This is a genomic window from Photorhabdus sp. RM71S (assembly GCF_042879355.1).
In the GTDB taxonomy this organism is placed as follows: domain Bacteria; phylum Pseudomonadota; class Gammaproteobacteria; order Enterobacterales; family Enterobacteriaceae; genus Photorhabdus; species Photorhabdus kayaii.
The window spans coordinates 37946-64343 of sequence record NZ_JBHFKV010000020.1 but is presented as its reverse complement, the minus strand read 5'-3'; the positions used below and the strand labels follow the sequence as shown (position 1 = coordinate 64343).

Sequence of the window (26398 nt, the reverse complement as noted above, 5' to 3'; positions counted from 1 at the left end):
ATATTATTTAAATATATGCTAAGTTTTTCTTGAAAATTAAAATGGAATACACTTGTTGAATGATAATTAAAGGATTTTTTTAAATAATGATGTTTTGGTATGTTATTGGTTACTTTATTTTTTATTAAATTTTTTAATAGATTGATTTGAGGCTAATTAACTTTATAGTTGTTGCTACAATAGATAATAATAGTTGTTGAATTATTATTTAAGCGATATATCTTTATGTTATATTTTATAAAAACAATTAATTTTTTATTGAATAATTGGCAGAAATTCACATTTCCATAATGCTTAATAATATCAGATTGTGCTATACGAAAAGCGAATGACATATTCAAGTTAAATATTAAATCAGGTCATCGGAGATATGTTTTTCGAAGACAGCAACATATCTGAGGCAATAAGCGAAGTTAAGTGACGCCAAGCCGCAGGATATCGAGTTAAAAGGTGTGAAGGAATTAATTGTAGTGTATTTCGTGGTCAGTACTGTCGCTTAACTCCATCGACTTTAACGAAGTGGATAAAGCATTAACAGAAACCGATGGCACTGACAGTCTAATATGGCTTTTGGGGAAATGTGATGACTGATAAAGAAATTAATACCGTTGACTCATTGAAAGCGAGTTTTAAATCTGGTGTTCGACTCATGCCGGAAGCATTTTCCCGCTTGATTGATGAGGCATATAAGGCATATGAAATCATTGATGGCGCTCAGGGTGATGGCCCAACCACAGGGTTGAAACGAGATGACAAAGGAAAACTGGCCCTCAACACCCAGCATTCTGGCGGGTTAAACTTTGAACAGGGGGCTTTGGCGCTATCCTTGAAGCCAGAAGGTGGACTCTCTTTTGATGGGGGAGGGTATCTGAAATTGGATGCCGATCGGCAGGTTCAATTTGCGGATTTTTTCAGTTTATCGCGGTGGGAGCGGATGGAGATCACGCAGGTGTTAGGTTTGAAACGTACTATGATGACGCGTATTGTTTCTCCTTCTCCTAAAGCGAGGGAGTACTTTGGTACTTCTGTTAGCCTGAATGCCGCGGGAGACTGTTTAGCGGTTGGGATGATTAATAAAGTCTGTGTATATACGCGCCGGAAGAGTGGTGAGTGGAATATAAGCACTCCTATTGTGCTTGAGTCTTATCAAAGTGATCATTATGGATTTTCATGGGATGTCTGTCTGGATGCGGCGGGAGGTTGCTTGGCGTTGGCAGCTAGTGGGGCCAATAGTTCCGAAAAGAGGGTTGGTGTACATATGCGCACAAATGGCGTCTGGGATGTAATAAAGCCCGTTTGGTTTCCGGCTCCGAGCCGCACTGAAATCTTTGGCTTGGGTATCAGCTTGAACGCAGCAGGAGACTGTCTGGTGGCTGGGTGCGAATACAAACCACCTACGTTACATTCTACGTTCTATATGTTTACACGCACGAACGGGATCTGGGATAGAGAAAATCCCATTAAGTTTCCGGTCCCTTCGAGTTCTCTTGATTTTGGCAAGGCTATCGCCCTGAGTGCCGCAGGAAACTGTCTGGCGGTGCATGGTTACGATGATTCCACAATAAGCACGATTTATGTGTATACACGCACGAATGGGATCTGGGATAGCGAAAACCCCATTAAGTTTATGGCCCCTAAAGATGAATTACGTCGTTTTACCAAGGTTTTTAGCCTGAATGCAGAGGGAGATCGTCTGGTGGTGGGTTCAAGTTCTTATCAATCCACTAATGTTGTTAGGGAGGTTTATCTGTATACGCGCACGAATGGGATCTGGGATAGAGAAAATCCCATTAAGTTTTCGGCTCCTACAAGTGACGTATATTTTGGCAATTTTCTCGAACTGAATGATGCTGGGGATCGTCTGGCAGTGGGAACGTCTTCCAGGGTGTATGTATATACCTGTCTGAATAATAAGTGGAATATGGAAACACCGATGGAGATTTTGAACCCTTCAGACAATTTAAATGGTTTTGGTGGACCTGTTGGCCTGAATAAGGCGGGGACAAGTTTTGCTGTTGGTGCAGCAGTAGAGAGTGTCGATTCTAAGCCCAAAGCCGGTGCAGTTTATGTTTTTGAGAATATCAAATGATGGTCTAATCTAGGATAGCCCCATTTTTTGTATATATTACAAGGAAATGGGACTACCACAATGGGTGGTAATGCACTGACGCAGTGTGCGGCTAATGGTCGGTAAACTATATAAGTAAGCCGCTGAAATTTACGTCAGACTCAGCGGATTCAATATTGTTTGAAAAAATAGTCAATCATTTCTTGTTCAAATTCTAAGGCATCACGTCGTTCTGCAAGGTAGCTTTTTAGTACAGTGAGTGAGCGTAAGCTTTCGCGCAGTTGGATTTCGTTTTCTATATTTTGCCGCAATTTTTTGCAATGTTCGTGGAGGTTATTCTCTATTGCCTTCGATGTTTCACCTCCCAGTGTGCGCCAAATCATGCCCGGTAACGAATCAGATTTTTTTAGCTGATTAAGTTCATTGGCTAATATATCTATACGTGCTTTGAGCAATTTATTGATGTCGGATATATCCCGGCTGTTAAAACTGAAAGTTGGATCAATGTACTTGTGATACATGTTTATTATCGTCCAGACATCATTATCTTTCTTGGCTTGTGATAACTGTACCATCAATTGGTTTTTTTTCTTTTTCTCATCTAAATCCTGTTCACGATCTGGATGCAGTACCTTGGCTATTTTTCTATACATTTGGCTCACTTCCTGCGATTTAAACAAAGAATCCAGTTTTTTCTGGTCTTCTTCCGCAGGGTCGAAGTCAATGGTCTCTTCTGCATCATATTCATCGTAGAAATGTTCTGATTCCCGTTGAAAATGCTGCTCTATGGCGGCACGCATTTTTTCAGGGTTTTTCATCATATCAAGTAATTCTTCATCAGATATTTCTTCATTAAAATCAAAATATTCACCAAAAGTCTGCCGGATCTCAGCCATCTGTTCTGGTGTCGGAATTTCCTCTTCTTTAAACGCATGAAGATTGGAAAAGTGATCGGTCAACTTATTGAGATCAAGGTTTTCGTTAAAGGGGTAAGTACATAACTCAGCAAGCTCTTCTTCTATCCAGACAAATAATTCTCTTCGCTGGTTTTTCCCCAGCGATTTTTTATCGGCAAATGAAAGCAACCGTGCCGCTTTATCATATCTGGACTGCATATATTGATGTTCTACCGGTAAGATCTCCTGTTGAAAGCGCATGAACAATTCGTCTTGTTGCTGTTGTAGCTTGGCGATCTTCAATTGGTATTTTTCGATGGACTTCCAGTAAGTTTTGAATTGTTGCTGAGGCGTTTTTGGTATCTGTTGTCCGCTCGATTTTCTTTTTTTTAGTTGCTTGTGCATCAATATTGTTCCTGAAGTTGAAACTCGTATGTTGCGTAATTAAAAATTATATTGTCAATATTCGTTGTCGTTTATCCCTATTCTGCAATATATTTTCGTAACATGCAAAACGTTATCGTTGCACAATTGTTACGTTGGCTTACAAATGGTGATTTTTGCTAATCTTTTCTTCCCTGATTGCAACAACTGTTTCACAGTACATTTCGTTTCGTTTGAATTATTCATGCTTGAGGACTCTGTGAGCAGCGACGAAGCTCGGTTTGAACAGGAAGGTGGTGCTTAAAAATACTATCAAAACAATAAAAAGTAGCACTACCGCAATGGGCGGTAATGCACTGAATCAAACCTGAACTTTGTGGCCGGAAAGCATGCTGTAACGGGCAGCTTGGCCGTCTGAACCATAAAGAGATGGGCTATGATGACTTTTTAGGAAAGCAATGGCTTTGCTATTTAAATCAAGATGCTGGGTTAACAACGAACCGTTATGGGTGTTTAAATCACGAACCCGGATAACCGCTTTGCCGATCTGTTGCCATAATGTGGCCAGCAAAGGTTGCTTATCATAAGGCGCAATGATGTTTAATGCTTTGCTCAAATTAAGACGTTGCTGTTCTGAATGGCTAAGTGCGGACAACAGAAAAATTTTTCGTTCTGTTATCTGGTGCAAATCTCGTGCTTCAATAAAACCCTCACACAGAATACGTTGTTCTTCCGCCATAGCTTGGGTCAGCGAGGTCAAATAGGTCACTTGCTGTTTGAGTAATTGTTGAAGTTCTTCCATAGCCGGTTTAATTATTTCTTATCGTATTGAAAGTTTTCGGCGGCTTCTTTGAGCAGAGCGTCTGCTATTTTACCGCTGTTCATTTTTAAGGTTCCGTGAGCAATAGCTTCTTTCAACTTTTGCACCTTTTGGATATTGATATCCTGGCTGCTTGGTTGAACCAGTTTTGTTTGTGCTTCGCTCAGTTTTACTTGTGCATCGCTGCTTTGTAAGGTAACGCCGGCGGTTTTTCGGGTGCCCTGAGCGCTTTCATTAGTTGGTCGCTGTTGAACAGCAGCGATAGCTAATAAGGGGTGAGTGCGTTCGATACTCATAATCATTATCCTTTATGGCCAGGCATAGGTTCACCTATGGATCGGAGCAGGTTACATGCCATTTGCATACCTGCAAATCGTGCTCTGCTGGTTATATCGGCACAGTGAACGAAAACTTTAGAACTTATAACATGATTTTTACATTGCCGTTTTCTAATGCCTGGCCGGTTATAACATGTCCTGAATTTATTCGAACCCTGACTTTATCAGAAATAGCGGCGTTATTAATAGCTTTCCCTTCGTTTCGTATCTGAAAGCCATTTCCCTGTATAATCACCGCCACACTCTGGCCTGACCGTACAACCCACGGGCGGCGTAACATATTATGAGTAATTGCCTGCCCCGCCGGGATGTTACGTATCGCAATACTATTTTTTATCTCATTTTTGTTAATGACCAGATCATGCGGTAGTCTTTCCAGTAATCCACTTCTGACCCGAAAATCTTTATCTGATAAAACATCATTACGCGAGATAGCTCGGCGGGTAACCAGATAATTCCCTGTCACACTGACAGAGACTTGAATGAATTTGCGTTGTTGATAGCAGATCACAGGTAAAGAGAGATTTCCCCAGTTTTGACCACCGATAGCGGGTTGAATTTCTGGCTGTTCACACTGAGGCCATTGTTGTTCAGGGGTTTTGATGTTAACAGAAACTTTATGATGATTATCCCGGTGTATCCGCTGGAAATAGTGCTCTATAGCTTGGGGTAAATTATTGCCCCATGCCATCGAAGTGATAAAGAAAAATGCGAACAGCCCGATAATATTTATAGCTTGCATCTTCTCGCTCTCATTATTTCTGTAGGTCAATACGCTGCCTTTTAGTCGCGTACATTTAGTCGTATATAAGTGTACCTACATTGAATATCGGCCAATGGGATAAATAGCAATCCAATTAGCGTCTATTCATCCGATAGGCTTTTCCTTCTGCGTTTATTCTGTTTACTGCGAATTTCGCGATCGCGAAAAGCGCTATTAAGGTTCACAACATAAGTCAGTCACATTAGAGGGAGGAATATGCTCGATAAATTAGATGCAGCCTTTCATTTTCAGCAGGAAGCCCTGTCATTGCGATCACGGCGACAAGAAATATTGTCCGCTAATATCGCCAATGCGGATACGCCCGGTTATCAAGCGCGGGATATTGATTTCGCCACACAACTGAAAAAAACCATTGCACACGGTCGGGTTACCGGAAACGGGATCGGGCTGACGCTGACATCCGATCGGCATATTCCTATTCAGCCTCAGAAGAGAATGGAGATGGACTTACTGTATCGGGTGCCTTATCAGGCAGCGATGGATGGCAACACGGTGGATATGGATATGGAACGCAGCAATTTTATGGATAACAGCTTGAAATATCAGGCTGAACTGACTGCGACCAGCTCTCAAGTTAAAAGCATGATGTCAGTCTTACAGCAAGGATAAGGGCAATGTCTTTACTCAGTGTTTTTGATATTGCTAGTTCGGCATTATCAGCGCAATCCCAACGATTAAATGTCAGTGCCAGCAATATGGCAAATGCCGATAGTGTCACAGGGCCTGATGGTCAGCCATACCGGGCTAAACAGGTGGTTTTCCGGGTTGCCGCAGCGGCGGGGCAAGAAACAGGCGGCGTTAGAGTCAGTGAAATTGTGGATGATCCCACCCCTTTCCGCCTCGAGTACCAGCCGGGACACCCGTTGGCTGATGAAAAGGGTTATGTGCGGATGCCAAATGTTGATGTGGTCGGAGAAATGATTAACACCATTTCCGCTTCCCGTAGTTATCAAGCCAACGTTGAAGTGCTTAATACAACTAAATCGATAATGTTGAAAACATTGACGTTAGGTCAGTAACAGGAGGGATTCATGGCTATTACCAGTTCAGTGAATGAATCACTGAATAACACGATTGCTGGAGAGTCAGCATTGGCCAGTAAGAAGAAGGGTAGTGAAGAGCTGAATAGCAACTTCATGAAATTGCTGGTCGCGCAAATGAAAAATCAAGATCCAACTAACCCGATGAAGAACAATGAGCTGACCTCCCATTTGGCGCAGATTAACACACTCGCGGGGATCGAAAAGCTGAATACCACCCTGGGGTCTATTGTTGGTCAGATAAATAATAATCAGCCTGTACAGGCATCGGCCCTGATTGGACGGGGCGTGATGATCCCTGGGAATACTATTTTGGCTGGTTTAAACAAAGAAGCTGGGAACGTCAGTACGACACCATTTGGTATTGAGTTGGAAAGGCCCGCGGATAGTGTGCAAGTCACCATTACTGATAAACAAGGGACTGTTGTACGCCAAATTGATCTCGGTGGATTGGAAGCGGGTGTCCATAGCTTCCACCCTTGGGATGGCAAAAAAGAAGATGGCACTAATGTTGAGGATGGCGCTTATAACTTCACCATTACTGCCAGCTATAAAGGCGAACAGAGAGTATTTCAGCCGCTGAGGTTTGCGAAGGTAAATGGCGTTACTCGTGACGCGGACGGCGCTAAGTTAGATTTAGGACGGATCGGTACTGTCACAATGGATCAGATACGTCAGATTCTTTAACCAACAAGAATTTTAACGGAGAATAGTATGGCTTTTTCACAAGCAGTAAGTGGTTTGAATGCTGCGGCAGGTAATTTGGATGTTATTGGTAATAATATCGCTAACGCGGCGACATATGGCTTTAAATCCAGCACGGTTACTTTTTCTGACATTTTTGCCGGTTCTCAGGTGGGTCTGGGGGTAAAAATATCGGGTGTTAATCAGAATTTTAAAGATGGTACGCCGACCACGACTAATCGCCCACTTGATCTGGCGATCACTCAGGGCGGTTTTTTCCGTATGCAAGGCGGTGATGGTGAGATCTACTATTCCCGTAACGGTCAATTCAAGATGGATGAGAACCGTAATATTATCAACATGCAAGGCATGAAATTGACTGGCTATCCCGCAGTCGGTGTCAATGGCGGCGCGCCGGAGATTCAGAAAGGGGCTAACCCAGAGCCGATTACAATACCTCAAGGTATACTGGCGGCTAAAGCAACAACTAAGGTTACGATGACAACCAACCTTAATTCGATGCATAAAAAACTGGCAGATGTTTTCTCGCCAGAAAATAAGGATTCTTATAACTATCCTACCAGTGTTACCACCTTTGATAGCCTGGGTAACCCACATGCTATCAAGGTTTTCTTTGTGAAAACGAACGATAACGAATGGCAGGTTCATGCTCAGGATAGTGCGGTTGAGGGCGCTAAAGCAGCTCCATTGGGGACGTTGAAATTTGATGGTAATGGTAAGCTGATTGGTGACAATAATCAGTTTACATTTAATGTTCCCTCTCTGAATGGTTCTAATGCCGCTGATATCACCATTGATTTTAATGGCAGTAAACAGCAGAAAATTGATGCTGATAGCATATCGACGCTCAAGCAAGACGGTTATGCCGCAGGTGAATTCAATGGCTACCGTATTGAGGACGATGGTCGTGTCATCGGCACCTATTCCAATCAGCAATCTCAATTATTAGGCCAGATCGTTCTGACTAACTTTGCTAACCCAGAGGGGCTGGCAGCGCAGGGTGACAACGTTTGGATAGAGACGGGTGCTTCAGGTAGCCCAGTTGTTGGCATTGCGGGATCGGGGGGTTTTGGTAAATTGCTCAGTGGTTCGCTGGAAGCATCCAACGTCGATATGAGCCAGGAGCTGGTTAATATGATCGTGGCGCAGCGCAACTACCAATCCAGTGCGCAAACCATTAAAACTCAAGATCAGATCCTGCAAACGCTGGTCAGTATGCGTTGATAGTTTCAGGATAGCATTATGGATCATGTCATTTATACCGCAATGGGCGGTGCTCGTCAGACACTAGAACATCAGGCAGTGACGGCAAATAACCTGGCTAATGCCTCGACGTCGGGTTTTAAGGCGCAACTGGCTGCTTTGCGGGCGGTGCCTGTGGAAGGTGCTACCTTTAATACCCGTACTTTAGTTGTCGCTTCAACGCCGGGCTTTGACAATCGTCAAGGGCCGATGAACTATACTTCTCGTCCGTTGGATGTGGCGATTGGGCAGGGGGGATATCTGGCGGTTCAGCTTGAAGAGGGTTCTGAGGCTTACACGCGTAACGGCAGTATTCAGATTTCAGCGGAAGGTCAGCTAACTGTTCAAGGTAACTTGTTGATGGGGGACAACGGCCCGATCAATGTTCCGCCGCAGGCTGAATTAACCCTGGCGACGGATGGTTCTATATCTGCACTGATTCCTGGTGATCCGCCAACACAATTGGGACAACTTGGCAGATTGAAAATGGTGAAACCGGAGAGCGATCAGCTAGTCCGTGGTGATGATGGCCTATTTCACATGACGGAACAGGCACAGGCGTTACAGGGTGACGTCTTGCCAGCCAGTGATGAGGTGAAATTAATTCCCGGAGTGCTTGAAGGAAGTAACGTCAACCCAATGGAAAGCATGGTGAGTATGATTGCCAATGCCCGCCGTTTTGAAATGCAGATGAAAGTCATCCATAGCTCAGATGAAAATGCACAACGTGCTAATCAGCTATTAGCAATGAGTTGATTTAGACACAGAGGATAAAACCGATGATCCGATCATTATGGATTGCTAAAACTGGGCTGGATGCCCAGCAAACCAATATGGATGTGATTGCCAACAACTTGGCAAACGTCAGCACCAATGGTTTTAAACGCCAGCGTGCCGTTTTTGAAGATCTGCTTTACCAGAACATTCGTCAGCCAGGAGCGATGTCATCGGAACAAACCCGCTTGCCTTCTGGTTTACAGATAGGTACCGGGGTGCGTCCGGTAGCAACAGAACGTATACATAGTCAGGGAAACTTATCTGAAACTAATAACAGCCATAATGTTGCCATTAGAGGAAAGGGTTTCTTTCAGGTCCAGTTACCTGATGGTACCAGTGCCTATACCCGTGACGGTTCATTTCAGGAAGATCAAAACGGGCAGTTGGCAACCGCTAACGGTTTTTTGATCTTCCCTACCATTACCATTCCTGATAACGCGACGGACCTCACCATTAGCCGTGATGGTGTTGTCAGCGTGAAAGTACAGGGGCAATCGGCCCCTCAGCAAGTTGGTCAATTTACCCTGACAACCTTTATCAATGACAGTGGGTTAGAAAGTATCGGCGAAAACCTTTATGTAGAGACTAGCAGCTCTGGCATACCGATTGAAAACACGCCGGGAATCAATGGCGCTGGGTTGCTCCAGCATAAATATGTCGAAACATCTAACGTCAATATCGCTGAAGAATTGGTCAACATGATTCAGACTCAGCGTGCTTATGAAGTTAACAGTAAGGCGGTGTCGACGTCTGATCAGATGCTGCAAAAACTGACTCAGTTATAACCTAAATCGTCAATCAGAACTGCGGGGGAACATTCAAGTTTCCCCGTTATTCAGGGATAAATAAAGAGTATCGAAGATGGATACAATGGCTGTTGCCGAGACCAGCGCCGTTTGTCAGTTCCGCCATTTACGGAAAAATGTGGCGAATAAATGGCGTTGTAGTATAGCACTGGCGGTATTGTCACTAACGGGCTGTGCGTATATACCACAAAAACCCTTGGTTGAGGGGGTAACCACCGCAGCACCTTCCGCGGCAACCGCGCCAGTCCCTAATGGCGCTATTTTTCAAGTAGTACAGCCGGTTTATTATGGTTATCAGCCGCTATTTGAAGATCGCCGACCACGAAATATTGGCGATACCCTGACGATTACATTGCAGGAAAATGTCAGCGCCAGTAAGAATTCTTCGGCCAATGCCAGCCGTAATGGAAAAAACACGTTTTCCGCAGCACTGACTCCCCGTTTCCTGAAAGGGTTAATTGGTGGAGATAAAACCGATCTGGATATGGAAGCAGAGAATACTTTTGGTGGGAAAGGCGGCGCTAATGCGAATAACACCTTCAGAGGGACGATTACCGTGACAGTCGATCGGTTATTGGCAAACGGTAACTTACATGTGGTCGGTGAAAAGCAGATTGCTATCAATCAGGGAACCGAGTTTATTCGTTTCTCCGGTGTCGTTAACCCACGGACAATTAATGCTAATAACACCGTCAGTTCCAATCAGGTCGCTGATGCCCGCATCGAATATGTGGGGAATGGTTATATCAATGAAGCGCAGAACATGGGCTGGTTACAGCGTTTCTTCCTGAATGTTGCACCATTTTAACAGGGGATGGTTATGATAAAACAATTTGCTGTCAGCCTTCTTCTTGTATTGCTGACTCTGGTGACAACAACGGCATCAGCAGAACGTATCCGTGATCTCACCACGGTTCAAGGAGTACGGGAAAATGCGTTGATTGGTTATGGATTAGTGGTTGGGCTGGATGGAACGGGTGACCAGACGACTCAGACGCCATTTACCACTCAGAGCTTAAGCAACATGTTATCCCAATTGGGGATTACCGTTCCTCCGGGAACCAATATGCAGTTGAAAAACGTGGCTGCCGTGATGGTCACCGCGAAGTTACCGCCGTTTGGCCGTGCCGGGCAGAATATCGACGTAGTGGTTTCTTCACTGGGGAACGCGAAAAGCTTACGTGGTGGTACTTTGCTGATGACACCGTTAAAAGGTGTTGATAATCAAGTCTATGCTCTGGCGCAGGGTAATATATTGGTTGGCGGCGCTGGCGCCAGCGCGGGGGGAAGCAGTGTAAAAGTCAATCAGCTTGCAGGTGGTCGGATTAGTAACGGTGCAGTGATTGAACGGGAATTGCCTACGCAGTTTGGTGAAAATGGCGTACTGAATCTTCAATTAAATAACGAAGACTTCTCACTGGCGCAGCAAATTAGCGATACCATCAATCGTACGGGCGGAACGGGAACAGCAACGCCGTTGGATGCCCGCACAGTACAATTGCGTATGCCGAGAGATAAAAGTGAGCAGGTTAAATTCCTCTCCCATGTGCAGAATCTCACTGTCCGTGTTGATGTCGGTGATGCCAAAGTGATTATCAACTCTCGCACCGGCTCTGTGGTAATGAACCGTAATGTCATGCTGGATAGCTGCGCTGTTGCTCAAGGGAATCTTTCTGTCATTGTCGATAATCAGGTGGTTATTAGTCAGCCCAATACACCGTTAGCAGGTGGCAGTACCGTTGTTACTCGTAATCCCGCTGTTGCTGTCCGTGAACAAAATGGTGCGTTGCAGCAGGTTAACGCCAGTGCAAGTTTGAGCCATGTTATTCAAGCCTTGAATGCACTGGGCGCGACCCCGAATGATTTAATGTCAATCTTACAGGCAATGGAAAGTGCAGGTTGTCTGCGGGCGAAATTGGAGATCATTTGATGAATGATTTTTTAACCCTGCCCGGTGCGGCTTATGATGTACAGTCGGTTAACACGTTAAAATCCAATCTGGCAAAAGATCCACAACAGGGGCTACGGCAAGTAGCCCAACAAATGGAAGGGCTATTTGTTCAGATGATGTTGAAAAGCATGCGTTCAGCTCTGCCTAAAGATGGCATGTTGAGCAGTGAACAGACGCGCCTTTATACTTCGATATACGATCAGCAAATCGCGCAAAATATGGCTCAGAAGGGGCTAGGTTTTGCCGATATGATGCTCAAGCAGCTTGCTAACAACAAAACTGCCCCTGGCGAAATAGCGGGCAAGATCCCCATGACACCGGATAACGAAGTTTTACAAACCTTGCCAAGGCAGGCGCTTGAGCAATTTATACGTCGAACGGCACCGAAACCCGAGGCGGCACCTAAACCGCTTCCCCTAAACAGCACAAATTTTATATCTACGCTTTCGACCCCTGCCCGGATAGCTAGCCAACGCAGTGGTATTCCTCATTTGCTGATTATTGCTCAGGCCGCATTAGAGTCTGGTTGGGGACAAAGAGAGATTCTGACCGCTGAGGGTAAGCCAAGTCATAATCTGTTTGGTATTAAAGCGGGTAAAGGTTGGAAAGGGCCGGTAACCAATATCTTGACCACAGAATATATCAACGGTGAGCCTCAGAAAATGAAGGATAACTTCCGTGTTTATGGCTCTTATGTGGAAGCGATTGAGGATTACGTCACATTACTGACAGAAAGTCCCCGTTACGCCAACGTTGCCCGTTCTGTTACCCCGGAACAAGGGGCTTATTCCTTACAACAGGCAGGTTATGCGACCGATCCCGGATATGCGAAAAAACTGGTCTCAGTTATTCAACAGTTAAAAGGTGCTGGAGAGCAGGCGGTAAAAGCTTATACCTACGATTTGAGTAAACTATTTTGATCTCTATTTTGCTCAAGTTTTATTGAGCTCAGCCGATAAATTAAAGCAATTCAGACTTTGTTTTTAGTTATCTGAAAGATTGTTTGCCGCCACCCACTAGCGGAGACATAAATAAAACGCAAAAGGATCTTCTGATGTCCAACAGTCTTATTAATACCGCGATGAGTGGCCTTCAGGCTGCTCAGATTACTCTGGGAACCGTGAGTAATAACCTTGCAAATTCCAAAGTTCCTGGTTACAACCGGCAATCGACAGTTATCAATCAAAACGGTGGCACGATGACGTCCGTTGGCTTTATCGGAAATGGTGTTACTGTTACCAGTATTAACCGTCAATATAACGAATTCATTAATCAACAACTGTCTGCGGCTCAGGCGAAACAAGGGGCATTAACCACTTATACTCAGCAAATTTCCCAGATTGATAATTTGCTGGCAGACAAAGCGAATAACCTGTCAAACACCATTGATAACTTCTTTACCAGTTTACAAAATGTCGTCAGTAATGCGGAAGATGATGCAGCCAGAACGACAGCGATTGGTAAATCAAAGGGGATGGTAAACCAGTTGAAAAGTGCGGATGCCTTCCTGCGTAAAATGGAAAATAACATTAATCGGGGAATAGTTAACTCGGCTGAGTCTATTAATAACTATGCGCAGCAAATTGCTAAACTCAATGGTGAAATTACCCGTATGAGAGGCGGCGGTAGTGCTGAGCCGAATGCATTACTGGATCAGCGTGATCAATTGGTCAATGAACTGAATAAACTGGTTGGCGTGAGTGTGACTCAGCAGGATAGTGATTCTTACAATGTCGCTTTTGCAGGGGGATTAACACTGGTTCAGGGAACAACCGCTTACCGAGTTGAAGCGATTTCATCCAATGCGGACAGCAGTCGCATCACATTAGGTTATGATCGTGGTTTTGGTGATCTTGTTGAAATTGATGAAAAATTTATTGATAAAGGGCAATTAAGCGGCACATTGAGGGCGCGTAGTGAAGTGCTGGATAATTCCCGTAATCAGTTAAACCAATTAGCGTTGGTATTGGGCGATCAATTTAATCAGGTTCATCGTGCTGGTTTTGATTTAAAAGGCAAACCGGGTGAAGATTTCTTCACATTTAATAACCCGGATGTAATTGCTGATAGTAAAAATAAAGGTTCTGTTGATTTTAAAGTGGAATATACAGATACCTCAGCGGTGAAAGCCAGTGATTATCATATTAGCTACGATGGGGCTAATTGGAAAATCCAGCGAGCCTCTGATAAGGCGGATATTGCTGCCAAAGTAACAGGTAATACACTGGAATTTGATGGATTAAAAGTTGAAGTTGATCCAACCGATGCAAAAGAACACGATCGATATACACTGAAAGCGGTCAATGGTGTTATTAGCAGTATGGCGGTTAATATTAAAGATGCGTCGCAATTGGCGGTTGCCGGTACTAAAGATGGTGGGCCGAGTGATAACGTCAATGCCAAAAAACTCATTGAATTGCAGAACAAAAAATTGGTAGAGGGTAAAGCATCATTTTCTGGTGCTTATGCTTCGATGGTCAGTACTATTGGTAACCAGACTAGCACGGCGAATGTTGATTTAGAAACTCAGAATAATATTACTAAACAACTTTACGCTGAACAGCAGTCGGTTTCCGGCGTCAACGTAGATGAAGAATATGGCGCATTACAAAACTTACAGCAATATTATCTGGCCAATGCTCAAGTTATCCAGACTGCCACAACGCTATTTAATGCTATTTTAGAACTCCGTCACTAATAAACGAGCCATTTAATATACCCAATGGATTTCAAGATGGATCGCGACGGCAAGGGAGCGAATCCCCGGGAGCATAGCAAACTATGTGACCGGGGTGAGCGAGTACAGCCAACAAAGCAGCAGCTTGAAAGATAACGGGTATATACCCAATGGATTTCAAGATGCATCGCGACGGCAAGGGAGAGAATCCCCGGGAGCATAGCAAACTATGTGACCGGGGTGAGCGAGTACAGCCAACAAAGCAGCAGCTTGAAAGATAACGGGTATATACCCAATGGATTTCAAGATGCATCGCGACGGCAAGGGAGAGAATCCCCGGGAGCATAGCAAACTATGTGACCGGGGTGAGCGAGTGCAGCCAACAAAGAGGCAACTTGAAAGATAACGGGTATAGCTGAATATTTAAAAGGAATGAAATTGTGCGCGTAAGTACCAATATATTGTACGAGCAGAAAATGACGAGTATCACTACTGCTCAGTCGAAATGGATGCAGCAGGGAGCACAGCTATCCAGTGGTCAGAGGGTGATAAATCCATCTGATGATCCGATGGCGGCATCTCAGGGTGTCATGGTTGCTCAGGCTGAATCTCAGAACCAGCAGTATATAACCGCTCGCTCGTTTGCTAACAACGCGATTTCTATGCAATTGAGTGTGGTATCCAAAGCTGTCGGTGTGGTTCAAAATATTCATGAAAGTTTGGTAGCCACAGTAAACGGTGTATTGAGTGATGAAGATCGTAACTCGTTGGCTATTCAACTGACAGGGTTTAAAGAACAACTGGTGAATTTGGGTAATACTACCGATGGTAATGGCCGCTATATTTTTGCCGGTTATAAAACGGATGTGAAGCCTTTTGATGAGAGTACAAGCGGTACAGTGAGCTATCGAGGTGGCTCTGAGGAAATAACTCAGAAAGTAGATAGTAACCGCTCTATGATTATTGGACATACCGGGGAGCAGGTTTTTCTCTCGTCTACCAGTAATCCGATAAAAGAGCCGGATGGCAGCCCGAGTGAATCTGATATATTTAAAACCATAGACATGGCGATTCAGTCATTGAAAACACCCTTTACCGGGGCAGATCAAAATAGTCGTGATGATGCGCTGGAATTGTTGAATAAGGCTAACCGCGGCGCTCGCAATGCGTTGAATAATATCTCTTCTGTGGAGTCGGTATTGGGTTTACAACTGAGAGAAATAGAAGACTTAAATAATTTGGGGGCAGAACGCAGCTTGGCGAATAAAAGCCGTTTGAGTCAATTGGTTGATGTAGAATGGAACTCAGCGATTTCGAATTATTATCAGCAACAAGCCGTACTTCAAGCATCGTATAAAACATTTGTCGATATGAAAGGCATGTCGTTGTTTGAGATATTTCGTTAATTTAATTTTTACTTTAATCGCTGGTTTTTAGGCCAGCGATTTTATCAATTAAATATCTTACGTCATTATTTATTATTTAAATAATTCTGTTTTAATTTCTGAATTAATACTCCTATAGATGTTTACTTTTAATAAAGTGAATGCTGTTTTTTTGCAGTTAAATATATACAGCGGATTCGACTGATAAGTGGAAAAGAAAAGTATATCGTTTGAAATATTACGTTAATTTGGTTTCCTCTTTTGTTTTTATTACTGATTCAGGCCAACGATTTTGGTTAATAAAATCATTATCATTAATTTTAACGTAACTTATTTAATATATTGAAATTTTACGCAAAAATCCCTATTTTCACCAGAATAAAATATCATTTTTTTTAAAAAAATAAGTTGATTATTTCTTCCATCTTCTATTCTCCCGCTCATATGTTGAACAGAGGAAAATTTGGTAAATGAATATGCCGGTGAATAGGTGCGGTAATCATTTAAGTAAAAGAGGGTGAAATTATGGTTGTTTTACATGATCTGCTTAATTCCCTGAGTCTCCACTTCCTGCAATCAGGAGGAATGTCATGACAGATTCAGGGCTGGTTTTTACACTTACTGCGGGTAGTCTCCCGGAGAAAACTTTTGTTGTGGTTGACTTTACGCTAGATGAAGCTCTATCAACATTATTTTGTCTGGAGGTGACATTAACCAGTGCTGACCCGGATATTGATTTTGCGGATGTTCTGGATCATTTTGCGACACTAACCGTTTATCGCGATGGAAAAATAGAACGCAGTGTCACTGGGATTGTGACTCAGTTTGAACAAGGTACGACAGGTCGTCATCGCAGTTATTATTCCTTGACTCTTCACCCTGGTTTATGGCGTGCGGGATTACGGGTGAATTCCCGTATTTTTCAGCATCAATCTGTGACCGAGATTATTGAAATATTATTGAAAGAAAATGGCGTTAGAAACTTCCATTTCCTATTGCGTTATGAGCATCCTGAACGGGAATTTTGTGTTCAATACGATGAGAGTGATTTGGCGTTTCTTCATCGTTTATTGGCTGATGAAGGAATATTCTATTATTTTGATTTTAGTGAAGAGCGGGGAGAGCCATTAATTGTTTTTACTGATTCTTATCGGATAAATAGCAACCTTTCACTGCCTTATCATCCAGAATTGGATGCGACAGGAAGCCAATGCAGTATCAGTCGATTCTGTTGGCGTGAACAGGTCGGGATTGCCAATATTGAGTTGAAGGATCGTACTTTTAAAAATCCACTGTGGGGGGCTGAATATGAATATCACGAACGCCAAATTAACCACCAGCGTTCAGATTTACCCAGTTACACTTACTATGATTTTCCCGGGCGCTTTAAAAAAGGTGCGATTGGCGAGCGCCTGAGTCAATATCGTCTGGAAGCGCTCCGCACTGATGCTATGTTTGGCCGTGGGCAAAGTGACTGTTTTGCCCTGGCGCCGGCATCAGGGTTTACGCTGACTGATCATCCGAAAGCGCAATTTAATACCCTGTGGCTGGTCATTAGCATCAGCCATCACGGTAGACAGCCACAGGCGGATGAATCCCGTTTCGGTGAAATGGGGACGACCTTAACGAACGATTTCACCTTTGGCGATCGCAACCGGGTATGGCGTCCCTCGCCTTATCCTAAGCCGCGCATTGACGGCCTACAAATTGCGACCGTGGTTGGCCCTGAGGGGGAAGAGATCTTTTGTGATGAATACGGGCGTGTGCGGGTACAGTTTGCCTGGGATCAATATGGCAAATTCAATGACCAGAGTTCTTGTTGGATCAGAGTCAGTCAGGCTTGGGCCGGCAAGCGTTGGGGTATGATTGCTATCCCGCGTGTAGGGCAGGAAGTGTTGGTGGATTTTCTACATGGCGATCCCGATCAGCCAATTATTACTGGGCGTACCTATCATGCCGCTAATATTGTGCCTAACCATCTGCCGATAGCAAAAACTCAGATGTCAATTCGTTCAAAAACCCATAAAGGAGAGGGTTTTAATGAACTGCGGTTTGAGGATGAAAAAGACCGAGAAGAGGTGTTTATTCATGCTCAGAAAAATCTGGCGATTAAGGTGCTTAATTCCCGGGATGAGCGAATTAATTACAACCGTACAACCAGCATTGGACATGATGACGAACTGGTGATTGCCAACAACCGTAAAATAACGGTTGATGGGCAGCAGGAGCATAAAACCACCGGGAACTACGTTGTTCAGGTTGAGGGTGACAAAACTTTGCAAGCTGGCGGCAATGTGGCACAGAAAGTTCAGGGTATGCTCAGTATTGATACCAATGGTGATATTACGGTGCAAAGCGGCAATAAAATCAGTCTGAAAGTAGGTAATAGCTTTATTGTTATTCATGCTGATGGTGTCGATATTAAAGGTCCATCTATTAATCTGAACTCAGGGGGGAGTCCTGGAGATTTATTGCGACCGGCGAATCCGGTTATTTTGCAAGCTGCCGCTAGTGCTGGTTCCTTGTTTGTTGCACACTGTCCGAAGGAGGATAACAACTGATGGCCGCTGAAAAATATTATGCCGTCATTGACGGTGCGATTGAATACCGATTGTTTTTTATCTTGGAAAATTTTAATCCCCCTGCGGTTTGTCTTTATGACGAATCTTTATCACCTGAGCTGCTTAAGGTGGCGCCTTATTTGGTGGAGGTAACAGAAAAAGTCGGACTGTATTTAGAGGAATGGAAAACATGCTGGGGAATTTGTCTTCACTCAAAAGCGGATATGAAAACATTGCGTCAGCATTTACGCAAATATCTCCAAGTATTATTACCCGATCAAGATAAACCGGTATTTTTCCGGTTTTATGATCCGCGTAATATCTGGGAGTTTCTCAGTGTCCTCAGTGACTGGGAAATTCACTGTTTTCTGGGGCCGATAAATAAAATTAGCACTTCTCTGATGGGCGTTAAGCATGAAGATAATTTTCACGCGGTCAGAAAACAATTTCCCGCAGAGGCATGCTCCAGACAAAAGATGTTGCGGATCACAACAAAGCAATATGCTCAGTTAAATGAGCTATTCGAGCAACGATATATTAATAAACTGACGCAATTTATTAATGAAGTCAATTACCATAATGGCGCCGGTACGATAGATCTGCCATACGACTCCCTGTCGGCACATTCAGACCGGATATTGAAAAACCCGTTCCCTGAGACACATTATTTTCCCGCTTACATGGATGAGGCCACATTTATTCAACATAAAACCTTAGCAGAGGATTGTTTTTATTTTTGTCGTGATAATGAAATCACTGATGAACGCGCCATTGGAGGGTTTCTCTATTTACTGGTGGAGAGACATATCAATCAGTTTGAGCAAATCCCGCGGGCATGGTTAACCGCACTCAGAGACCCCCAGTGGCCGGGTTATTATCGGATGGAAACATTATTAAAAAGCGAATTGGGTTTTATCCCCGATTAGGTAATTAAAAGGTAATTGATATGGCTGAGCAAACTATTTCACACCGTGCTGGTGTTGCCTGCATGACATGCGACAACCCGGACCCCTGTATTTATAAAATCAGCGTCACTTTTGGTCAGAATACTCAGATTTGGCCTGAAAAGCCGGCAATTAAGATGAGCCTGATTGATCATGGAAAAGGTCAAAAAGGGACGATACAGATTGAAACTAAATGTAATAATGCGGCTAAACATCATGCGGTGCTAACGGGGGGGCAGAAAGAGAAAACGCTAGAATTTAATGCTCCGCAGGAGGTGACATTATTTTATAAAGATCAGTTGGCAGACGCTGAGATTGAAAGTGATTTGGAAAGTGTCTGGTTTTATTTATCTAATCTTGCCAACCCGACAGATATCTACAGTGAACCGCGTTATTATAAGTTAATAACCCAGGGCTGCCTGGATAGTCAACAGTACGCGACGATAGCGGTTTACCCGTCGGTCAGTTTTATGGTCTCGGTTGGATTGAGCTTTGATTTTTCTCATGGAGAACGCACTGTAAAAGAGCGACGTGATGAGCAGAAAAAAGCGCGTCAGGCGATGGAAAATGTCAAGCCTAAAAATGGCAATAAACTGCGCAGTGGGTGGACAACCCATACGGACCCATTTTATCTGACCCGACAGACGGCCATTAACGTCGAATACGCTTTAACGGTTCAGGATATGGATTATTCGGCGAAGTTTGCGGAAATTAATAAGGTGAGGAAAAACCTGCCCAATTTAGAGGCCATCAATCGGGTGGAAAAGCTACTGGGTTATACCAAAGAATACCTGGCGCCCGATCCGGATTCAAAAGGCACCCGCAGCTACCAACTGCTTGAGCTTAAGGTGGACCCCATCAATATTGGACTGGCTTATGCTTATGACCGAACCACTTCGATGGATGACCGTACCCATTTTCTAGGTTTCAGTGCCGCTCCTTTTTTGGGGATGACGGCAAAACTGGATCTCATTCAAATGGGGGCGGCGTATTGCAAGATAGAGCGTGTGGCAGCCAAATTCAGGGAGGCGGTGGCCCGCAGGAATTCAAATGATAAAAACTATTTAGATCTGGAATGTTGCATTATTTTGGCATGCAATCTGTCCTTTCAATTGGGTGCCGCTTATAAACAAAAGCAGTGGACTTTTGACGCCGGTGATAAGAATGATTTGAAATTGAGTCTGGAGGGAAAAATGAATGTCGCCTTTAAGACCCATATTATGATAATGGAAGTCGCAATGGGAGCGGGCGTGGCTGTAAAAACAGCGGCGGGTTTTGAACTTGATCAACATGATAAAGGGATCGATCTGGCTGGCTACCATAATGGAATTGTTGCGGAAATTGAGGTAGCTGCGGATGTGGAAAAAAAAGATGGTGAAAAATCTTTAATCCAAGTCAAAAAGAAGTGGGTTATTGCTGATCCATTAAAAGCCAAAGAATCCCCGTTAAGAATTAATCTGATAGGGGAAGAGCGGCCTATTACTCGACCAGAGATAGTCCCGGGCGCTGAAACAGCTTCATGGGAAATGGGCTATGATACTAACTTTAAGCCTAAGATGGATAACATCCCATTTATCACCGGGTTACCCGGAATGTGAGGATAAAATGAGATTGAAACTGTTATTGCTGTTATCAGGAGTGATTTTTATGTTGAGTGCTCATGCAAATGAATCGAGGTTATATATCCGCAGTTTATTTGATATTCAGTATGCCTTTTGTGATATTAAAACGAATGGAGTAACCGGGTTCAGTAACCGTAATTCGGCTCGGGAAGGTCGGGGATTTGGTACCGCCAGTACAGCATCTATGCTATTCATGGCTAATGGTGAAAATGAAATCAGTCTGGAGTTTGGTGCGTTGGATTGGTTTTCTCCAAGTGAAATGTCAGATAAAGCTCGTAATCATTTTAATCCTGAGGCTAAATGTAATCTGGAGCTAACCGCCATGCGTGGTAAAAAGAGCGAGGTGTTGACAGCGATAGAAGTGGCAATTGATGAAAATGGTGAGCCTGTAGCAATAACACCCGCAAATGAAGCGAAATATGCTGCTATTAGCACACCGGTGGTACGTCATGTGATACAGGCAGAAAATGTGGAAGCTGGACATAAAGATAAAAAGTTCTTTAAGAGCCGGAAATTTCCACCCAATATGACCTTATACCGATTTAGCAGGAATGTAAGAGTTAGTGGATTGCCTGAATGGGAATGGGAGAAAGCAACTCCTTATACTGATACCCCGGAACAACGTCAGCAATTGCAACAGGCTTATATGGCTGCTTGGCGGGCCTATAATTCTAAGGACTTGAATACACTCCGTGATCAACAAAAAATTGCGCTCAAAGCTTGGGCTTGGGTTACTAATGAAAGTGAAGAGAGTATTTTTGCTGATCAATCTATTAGTGATATCAATGCAAAAGACTTCAAAATGATACCAATTAACTGGGATGACTACCGGGTTAAAATAATGAATCAGGGCAGAATGGTTAGGTTAGTGAATAAGTCAGACTTAAAGAATTCTCCAATATCTTACTATTACGTTGATGAGGAAGATGGAGAAACAGTTTTGGCTACTACCGCGCCAATTTTTTCATTAATTAACGGTCGTTTTGTTCAGGTAATTTAATGGGTAGCAATATCGGGTTATTCGACCCGATATTTTTTTGTGATGGGAAATGCAATAAAAGTCGGTGATATCGATACAGCGTTTGGTGATTGTGAAGCGACACTGGGATTGTGAATTGGGTTAATATTAAAGTTGAATAATATTCCACTTATCACCGGGTTACCCGGAATGTGAGGATAAAATGAGATTAAAATGGTTATTGCTATTATTAGGCGTGATTACTATGTCTGGTTTAGGAGTAATGGTGATGTTTGGTGCTAATGCAAATGAGCCGCGGTTGTATATTCGCAGTTTATTCGATATCCAATATGCCTTTTGTGATATTAAAACTAATGGCGTAACGGGAATGGATAACCGTAATTCGGCTCGGGAAGGTCGGGGATTTGGTACCGGCAGTACAGCATCTATGCTATTCATGGCTAATGGTGAGAATGAAATCAGTCTGGAGTTTGGTGCGTTGGATTGGTTTTCTCCAAGTGAAATGTCAGATAAAACTCGTAATCACTTTAACCCTGAAGCTAAATGCACGCTGGAACTAACTGCTATGCGTGGTAAAAAGAGCGAGGTGTTGACAGTAATTGAAGTAGCGATAGATAAAAACGGTCAACCTTTGGCAATAACACCAGCAAATGAAGCAAAATATGCTGCTATTAGTACACCAGTGGTACGTCATGTGATACAGGCAGAAAAGGTAGAGGCTGGGCATAAAGATAAAAAATTCTTTAATAGCCGGAAATTTCCACCCAATATGACCTTATACCGGTTTAGCCGAAATGTGGAAATCAGTGGCTTGCCTGAATGGGAGTGGATAAAGGCAACACTTTATACGGATACCTCAGAACAGCGTCAGCAATTGCAACAGGCTTATATGGCGGTCTGGCAGGCCTATAACGCCAAAGATGTGAATACTATACGGGTACAACAAAAAGCATCTCTCAAAGCTTGGGCTTGGGCTACTAATGAAAGCGAAGAGAGTATTTTCGCTGATCAATCTGTTTACAGTGATATCAACGAAAAAGGTTTCAAAATGAAACCAATTAATTGGGATGACTATACCGTTAAAATAATGAATCAGGGCAGAATGGTCAGATTGGTGAATAAATCAGATCCAGAAAGTTCCCCAATATCCTACTATTATGTTGATGAAGATGGCGATACGGTTTTAGCTACTGTTGCACCGATTTTCTCATTAATTAATGGCCGTTTTGTTCAGGTAATTTAATGGGTAGCAATATCGGGTTGTTTAGCCCGATATTTTTTCTTGATGAGAAATGCAATAAAAGTTGGTGATATCAGTTCAGAATTGGTTGATTGTAAAGAGATACTGGGATTGTGAATTGGGTTAATATTAAAGTTGAATAATATTCCACTTATCACTGGGTTACCCGGAGTGTGAGGATAAAATGAGATTAAAATGGTTATTGCTATTATTAGGCGTGATTATTATGTCTGGTTTAGGTGTGATAGTAATGCGAGGTGCTAATGCAAATGAGCCGAGGTTGTATATTCGCAGTTTATTCGATATCCAATATGCCTTTTGTGACATCAAAACCAATGGCGTAACGGGAATGGATAATCGAGATTCAGCCCGTGAAGGTCGGGGATTTGGTACTGCCAGTACGGCTTCCATGTTATTTATGACAAACGGTGAAAATGAAATCAGTCTGGAATTTGGCGCCCTGGGTTGGTTTTCCTCGGATAAGCTATCAGATGAAACCCGTAACCACTTTAATCCTGAAGCAAAATGTAGTCTGGAATTGACGGCCATGCGTGGTAAAAAAAGTGAAGTGTTGACGGCAATTGAAGTGGCAATTGATAAAAATGGTCAGCCTGTGGCAACAACACCCGCGAATGAAGCGAAATACGCCTCTATTAGCACACCGGTAGTACGTCATGTGATACAGGCGGAAAAAATAGAAGCTGGGCATATAGAGAAAAAGTATTTTGATCCGAAAGAATATCCACTCAATATGACCTTATACCGGTTTAGTCGTAATGTAAAAATTAGTGGCTTACCTGATTGGGAATGGGCGAAAGCAACCCCTTATACCGATACCCCGGAGCAACGCCAGCAATTACAACAAGCTTATGTAGCGGTCTGGCAGGCTTATAACGCTAAGGATTTGAATACACTCCGTGATCAACAAAAAGTTGCGCTTAAAGCCTGGGCTTGGGCCACTGATGAAAGTGAAGAAAGTATTTTTGCTGATCAATCTGTTTACAGTGATATCAACGAAAAAGGTTTCAAAATGAAACCAATCAATTGGGATGACTATACCGTTAAAATAATGAATCAGGGCAGAATGGTCAGATTGGTGAATAAATCAGACCCGGAGAGTTCCCCAATATCTTACTATTACGTTGACGAGGAAGATGGAGAAACAGTTTTGGCTACCGTCGCGCCAATCTTTTCATTAATTAACGGTCGTTTTGTTCAGGTAATTTAATGAGTAGCAATATCGGGTTATTTGACCCGATATTTTCTCTTGATGGGAAATGCAATAAAAATCGGTGATATCAGTTCAGCATTTTTTGATTGTAAAGAGATACTGGGATTGTGGATTGGGTTAATATTAAAGTTGGATGGTATTCCGTTTATCACCGGGTTACCCGGAATGTGAGGATAAAATGAGATTAAAATGGTTATTGCTATTATTAGGCGTGATTATTATGTCAGGTTTAGGTGTGATAGTAATGCGAGGTGCTAATGCAAATGAACCGCGGTTGTATATTCGCAGTTTATTCGATATTCAGTATGCCTTTTGTGACATCAAAACCAATGGTGTAACGGGAATGGATAATCGAAATTCAGCCCGGGGCGGCCGGGGATTTGGTACTGCCAGTACGGCTTCCATGTTATTTATGACAAACGGTGAAAATGAAATCAGTCTGGAATTTGGCGCACTAGGCTGGTTTTCCCCGGATAAGCTATCAGATGAAACCCGCAACCACTTTAATCCTGAAGCCAAATGTAATCTGGAATTGACGGCCATGCGTGGTAAAAAGAGCGAGGTACTGACGGCAATTGAAATAGCGGTAGATAAAAATGGTCAGCCTGTGGCAATAACGCCCGCAAATGAAGCGAAATATGCCGCTATTAGCACACCGGTAGTACGTCATGTGATACAGGCGGAAAAAATAGATGCTGGGCATATAGAGAAAAAGTATTTTGATCCGAAAGAATATCCACCCAATATGACCTTATACCGATTTAGCAGGAATGTAAAAGTTAGTGGATTGCCTGAATGGGAATGGGAGAAAGCAACTCCTTATACCGATACCCCGGAGCAACGCCAGCAATTACAACAAGCTTATGTAGCGGTCTGGCAGGCTTATAACGCTAAGGATTTGAATACACTCCGTGATCAACAAAAAGTTGCGCTTAGAGCCTGGGCTTGGGTTTCCGGTGAAAGTGAAGAGAGTGTTTTTGCTGATCAGTCTGTTTACCATAATATCAAAATAAAAAGTTTCAAAATGAAACCAATTAATTGGGATGACTACAGAGTGAAAATAATGAATCAGGGAAGAATGGTCAGGTTGGTGAATAAATCAGACCCAGAAAGTTCCCCAATATCCTACTATTACATTGATGAGGAAGATGGAGATACGATTTTGGCTACCGTCGCACCAATCTTTTCATTAATTAATGGCCGTTTTGTTCAGGTAATTTAATGGGTAGCAATATCGGGTTGTTTGGCCCGATACTTATTCTTGATGGGAGCAGTAAAAGAAAGCTATTATCGATTACGCCAGAATAACTGGAAAAGATTGAGGGATTTGATTACGTCGATTAATCCAAACACTACTTACCGAGTTAAAAAGTATCGGTATTACGGCTGATCACAGTGTTAGGCGAATATTAAAGTTATTCTTCTCACGAAGATATCTATCTGTTGAAGAATCGCTTGCTCGTTGTAAACGTATATTGAATAATATCTGTGAACCGGGACATATGTGGGCTGAGACATTGCTATTGTAGGAGTTAGGCTATTCATCATCATCTTGGTTCCATTTTAAAGACTAATTATATTAATTTTGCCAGATATAGAGGAAGGAATATGGGTAATGCAGTAAAGATTGGTGATATTGGCACAGCGCATGGTGATTGTGAAGCGACACCGGTTATTTCGGGATCGACCAGTGTGAAAGTTGACGGTATTCCTTTAGCTCGTCAGGGCGATAGTTTGGCGCCGCATTCATCTCATTCACGAATAATTGCCGGTGGTTCTAGCACCGTTTTTGTTGATGGTAAACCTGCGGCGAGAACCGGTGATGCGGTGAGTTGTGGTGGAATTGTGATTGGTGGCGGCAGTGTTAATATTGGTTAAGGAAAAAACGTGCTCTCAGTTACTATGGAGAGTGTAATTTGTGATTGCTAGAATTTGGCTCCCTGTATTC

The 26398-nt window shown here is 43.2% G+C and carries 24 protein-coding genes; 20 read left to right on the top strand and 4 right to left on the bottom strand.

Features of this window, described 5'->3' with window-relative positions:
• Positions 1–580 precede the first annotated feature (580 nt).
• A complete protein-coding gene (locus ACGF5R_RS12495) occupies positions 581–2089 on the top strand; it encodes a hypothetical protein (RefSeq protein WP_387691108.1) in 1509 nt (502 codons plus the stop codon).
• 149 nt (positions 2090–2238) lie between these two features.
• Here the strand turns inward: ACGF5R_RS12495 and ACGF5R_RS12490 are convergent, their stop codons facing one another.
• The 4 genes from ACGF5R_RS12490 to flgA form a co-directional block, all read right to left on the bottom strand.
• On the bottom strand, positions 2239–3369 hold the full coding sequence (locus ACGF5R_RS12490) for a hypothetical protein (RefSeq protein WP_112879186.1): 1131 nt from the start codon (positions 3367–3369) through the stop codon (positions 2239–2241).
• A gap of 340 nt (positions 3370–3709) precedes the next feature.
• Positions 3710–4150, bottom strand: a complete 441-nt coding sequence (locus ACGF5R_RS12485) for a flagella synthesis protein FlgN (RefSeq protein WP_112879185.1) — start codon at positions 4148–4150, stop codon at positions 3710–3712.
• Between the two features lie 11 nt (positions 4151–4161).
• Complete coding sequence (gene flgM, locus ACGF5R_RS12480; RefSeq protein WP_112879184.1) at positions 4162–4464, bottom strand: flagellar biosynthesis anti-sigma factor FlgM; 303 nt, start codon at positions 4462–4464, stop codon at positions 4162–4164.
• Positions 4465–4588: 124 nt separating this feature from the next.
• Positions 4589–5248 (bottom strand): flagellar basal body P-ring formation chaperone FlgA, encoded by a 660-nt coding sequence (gene flgA / locus ACGF5R_RS12475; RefSeq protein ID WP_387691106.1) that lies wholly within the window; start codon positions 5246–5248, stop codon positions 4589–4591.
• Positions 5249–5485: 237 nt separating this feature from the next.
• On the opposite strand from flgA, the gene flgB reads away from it, so the two are divergent.
• The 19 genes from flgB to ACGF5R_RS12380 all read left to right on the top strand — a co-directional run bounded on the left by flgB (position 5486) and on the right by ACGF5R_RS12380 (position 26328).
• On the top strand, positions 5486–5899 hold the full coding sequence (gene flgB / locus ACGF5R_RS12470; RefSeq protein ID WP_112879182.1) for a flagellar basal body rod protein FlgB: 414 nt from the start codon (positions 5486–5488) through the stop codon (positions 5897–5899).
• A gap of 5 nt (positions 5900–5904) precedes the next feature.
• On the top strand, positions 5905–6309 hold the full coding sequence (gene flgC, locus ACGF5R_RS12465; protein WP_112879181.1) for a flagellar basal body rod protein FlgC: 405 nt from the start codon (positions 5905–5907) through the stop codon (positions 6307–6309).
• A 12-nt stretch (positions 6310–6321) separates the two neighbouring features.
• Complete coding sequence (gene flgD, locus ACGF5R_RS12460; protein WP_112879180.1) at positions 6322–7017, top strand: flagellar hook assembly protein FlgD; 696 nt, start codon at positions 6322–6324, stop codon at positions 7015–7017.
• Between the two features lie 27 nt (positions 7018–7044).
• Positions 7045–8259: a flagellar hook protein FlgE gene (flgE, locus tag ACGF5R_RS12455; protein ID WP_387691104.1), complete on the top strand. Its 1215-nt coding sequence runs from the start codon at positions 7045–7047 to the stop codon at positions 8257–8259.
• 18 nt (positions 8260–8277) lie between these two features.
• Complete coding sequence (locus ACGF5R_RS12450) at positions 8278–9033, top strand: flagellar basal body rod protein FlgF (protein ID WP_387691102.1); 756 nt, start codon at positions 8278–8280, stop codon at positions 9031–9033.
• Positions 9034–9056: 23 nt separating this feature from the next.
• Positions 9057–9839 carry a flagellar basal-body rod protein FlgG gene (gene flgG / locus ACGF5R_RS12445; protein ID WP_112879177.1) on the top strand — a complete coding sequence of 261 codons (783 nt, stop codon included), beginning with the start codon at positions 9057–9059 and terminating at the stop codon, positions 9837–9839.
• Between the two features lie 76 nt (positions 9840–9915).
• Positions 9916–10668, top strand: a complete 753-nt coding sequence (locus ACGF5R_RS12440; protein WP_112879176.1) for a flagellar basal body L-ring protein FlgH — start codon at positions 9916–9918, stop codon at positions 10666–10668.
• 12 nt (positions 10669–10680) lie between these two features.
• Positions 10681–11790: a flagellar basal body P-ring protein FlgI gene (locus tag ACGF5R_RS12435; protein ID WP_112879175.1), complete on the top strand. Its 1110-nt coding sequence runs from the start codon at positions 10681–10683 to the stop codon at positions 11788–11790.
• Positions 11790–12731: a flagellar assembly peptidoglycan hydrolase FlgJ gene (gene flgJ / locus ACGF5R_RS12430; RefSeq protein ID WP_387691100.1), complete on the top strand. Its 942-nt coding sequence runs from the start codon at positions 11790–11792 to the stop codon at positions 12729–12731. Before ACGF5R_RS12435 ends, flgJ begins: the two co-directional genes overlap by 1 nt.
• A 134-nt stretch (positions 12732–12865) precedes the next feature.
• Positions 12866–14509 carry a flagellar hook-associated protein FlgK gene (gene flgK / locus ACGF5R_RS12425; protein ID WP_387691098.1) on the top strand — a complete coding sequence of 548 codons (1644 nt, stop codon included), beginning with the start codon at positions 12866–12868 and terminating at the stop codon, positions 14507–14509.
• Positions 14510–14928: 419 nt separating this feature from the next.
• Positions 14929–15894 carry a flagellar hook-associated protein FlgL gene (gene flgL / locus ACGF5R_RS12420; RefSeq protein ID WP_112879172.1) on the top strand — a complete coding sequence of 322 codons (966 nt, stop codon included), beginning with the start codon at positions 14929–14931 and terminating at the stop codon, positions 15892–15894.
• A gap of 569 nt (positions 15895–16463) precedes the next feature.
• Positions 16464–18434: a type VI secretion system tip protein TssI/VgrG gene (gene tssI / locus ACGF5R_RS12415; protein WP_387691096.1), complete on the top strand. Its 1971-nt coding sequence runs from the start codon at positions 16464–16466 to the stop codon at positions 18432–18434.
• A complete protein-coding gene (locus ACGF5R_RS12410) occupies positions 18434–19360 on the top strand; it encodes a DUF4123 domain-containing protein (RefSeq protein ID WP_262981640.1) in 927 nt (308 codons plus the stop codon). The genes tssI and ACGF5R_RS12410 overlap by 1 nt, the downstream gene beginning before the upstream one ends.
• A 20-nt stretch (positions 19361–19380) precedes the next feature.
• Positions 19381–20976 carry a hypothetical protein gene (locus ACGF5R_RS12405; RefSeq protein ID WP_387691094.1) on the top strand — a complete coding sequence of 532 codons (1596 nt, stop codon included), beginning with the start codon at positions 19381–19383 and terminating at the stop codon, positions 20974–20976.
• Between the two features lie 49 nt (positions 20977–21025).
• On the top strand, positions 21026–22000 hold the full coding sequence (locus ACGF5R_RS12400; RefSeq protein ID WP_387691092.1) for a hypothetical protein: 975 nt from the start codon (positions 21026–21028) through the stop codon (positions 21998–22000).
• A 181-nt stretch (positions 22001–22181) separates the two neighbouring features.
• A complete protein-coding gene (locus ACGF5R_RS12395) occupies positions 22182–23222 on the top strand; it encodes a hypothetical protein (RefSeq protein ID WP_387691090.1) in 1041 nt (346 codons plus the stop codon).
• A gap of 181 nt (positions 23223–23403) precedes the next feature.
• The gene (locus ACGF5R_RS12390; RefSeq protein ID WP_387691088.1) at positions 23404–24447 is read left to right on the top strand and encodes a hypothetical protein; all 1044 of its coding nucleotides are present in this window, start codon (positions 23404–23406) and stop codon (positions 24445–24447) included.
• 181 nt (positions 24448–24628) lie between these two features.
• On the top strand, positions 24629–25672 hold the full coding sequence (locus ACGF5R_RS12385) for a hypothetical protein (protein WP_387691086.1): 1044 nt from the start codon (positions 24629–24631) through the stop codon (positions 25670–25672).
• Between the two features lie 386 nt (positions 25673–26058).
• Complete coding sequence (locus tag ACGF5R_RS12380) at positions 26059–26328, top strand: type VI secretion system PAAR protein (protein WP_387691084.1); 270 nt, start codon at positions 26059–26061, stop codon at positions 26326–26328.
• Positions 26329–26398: the final 70 nt, after the last annotated feature.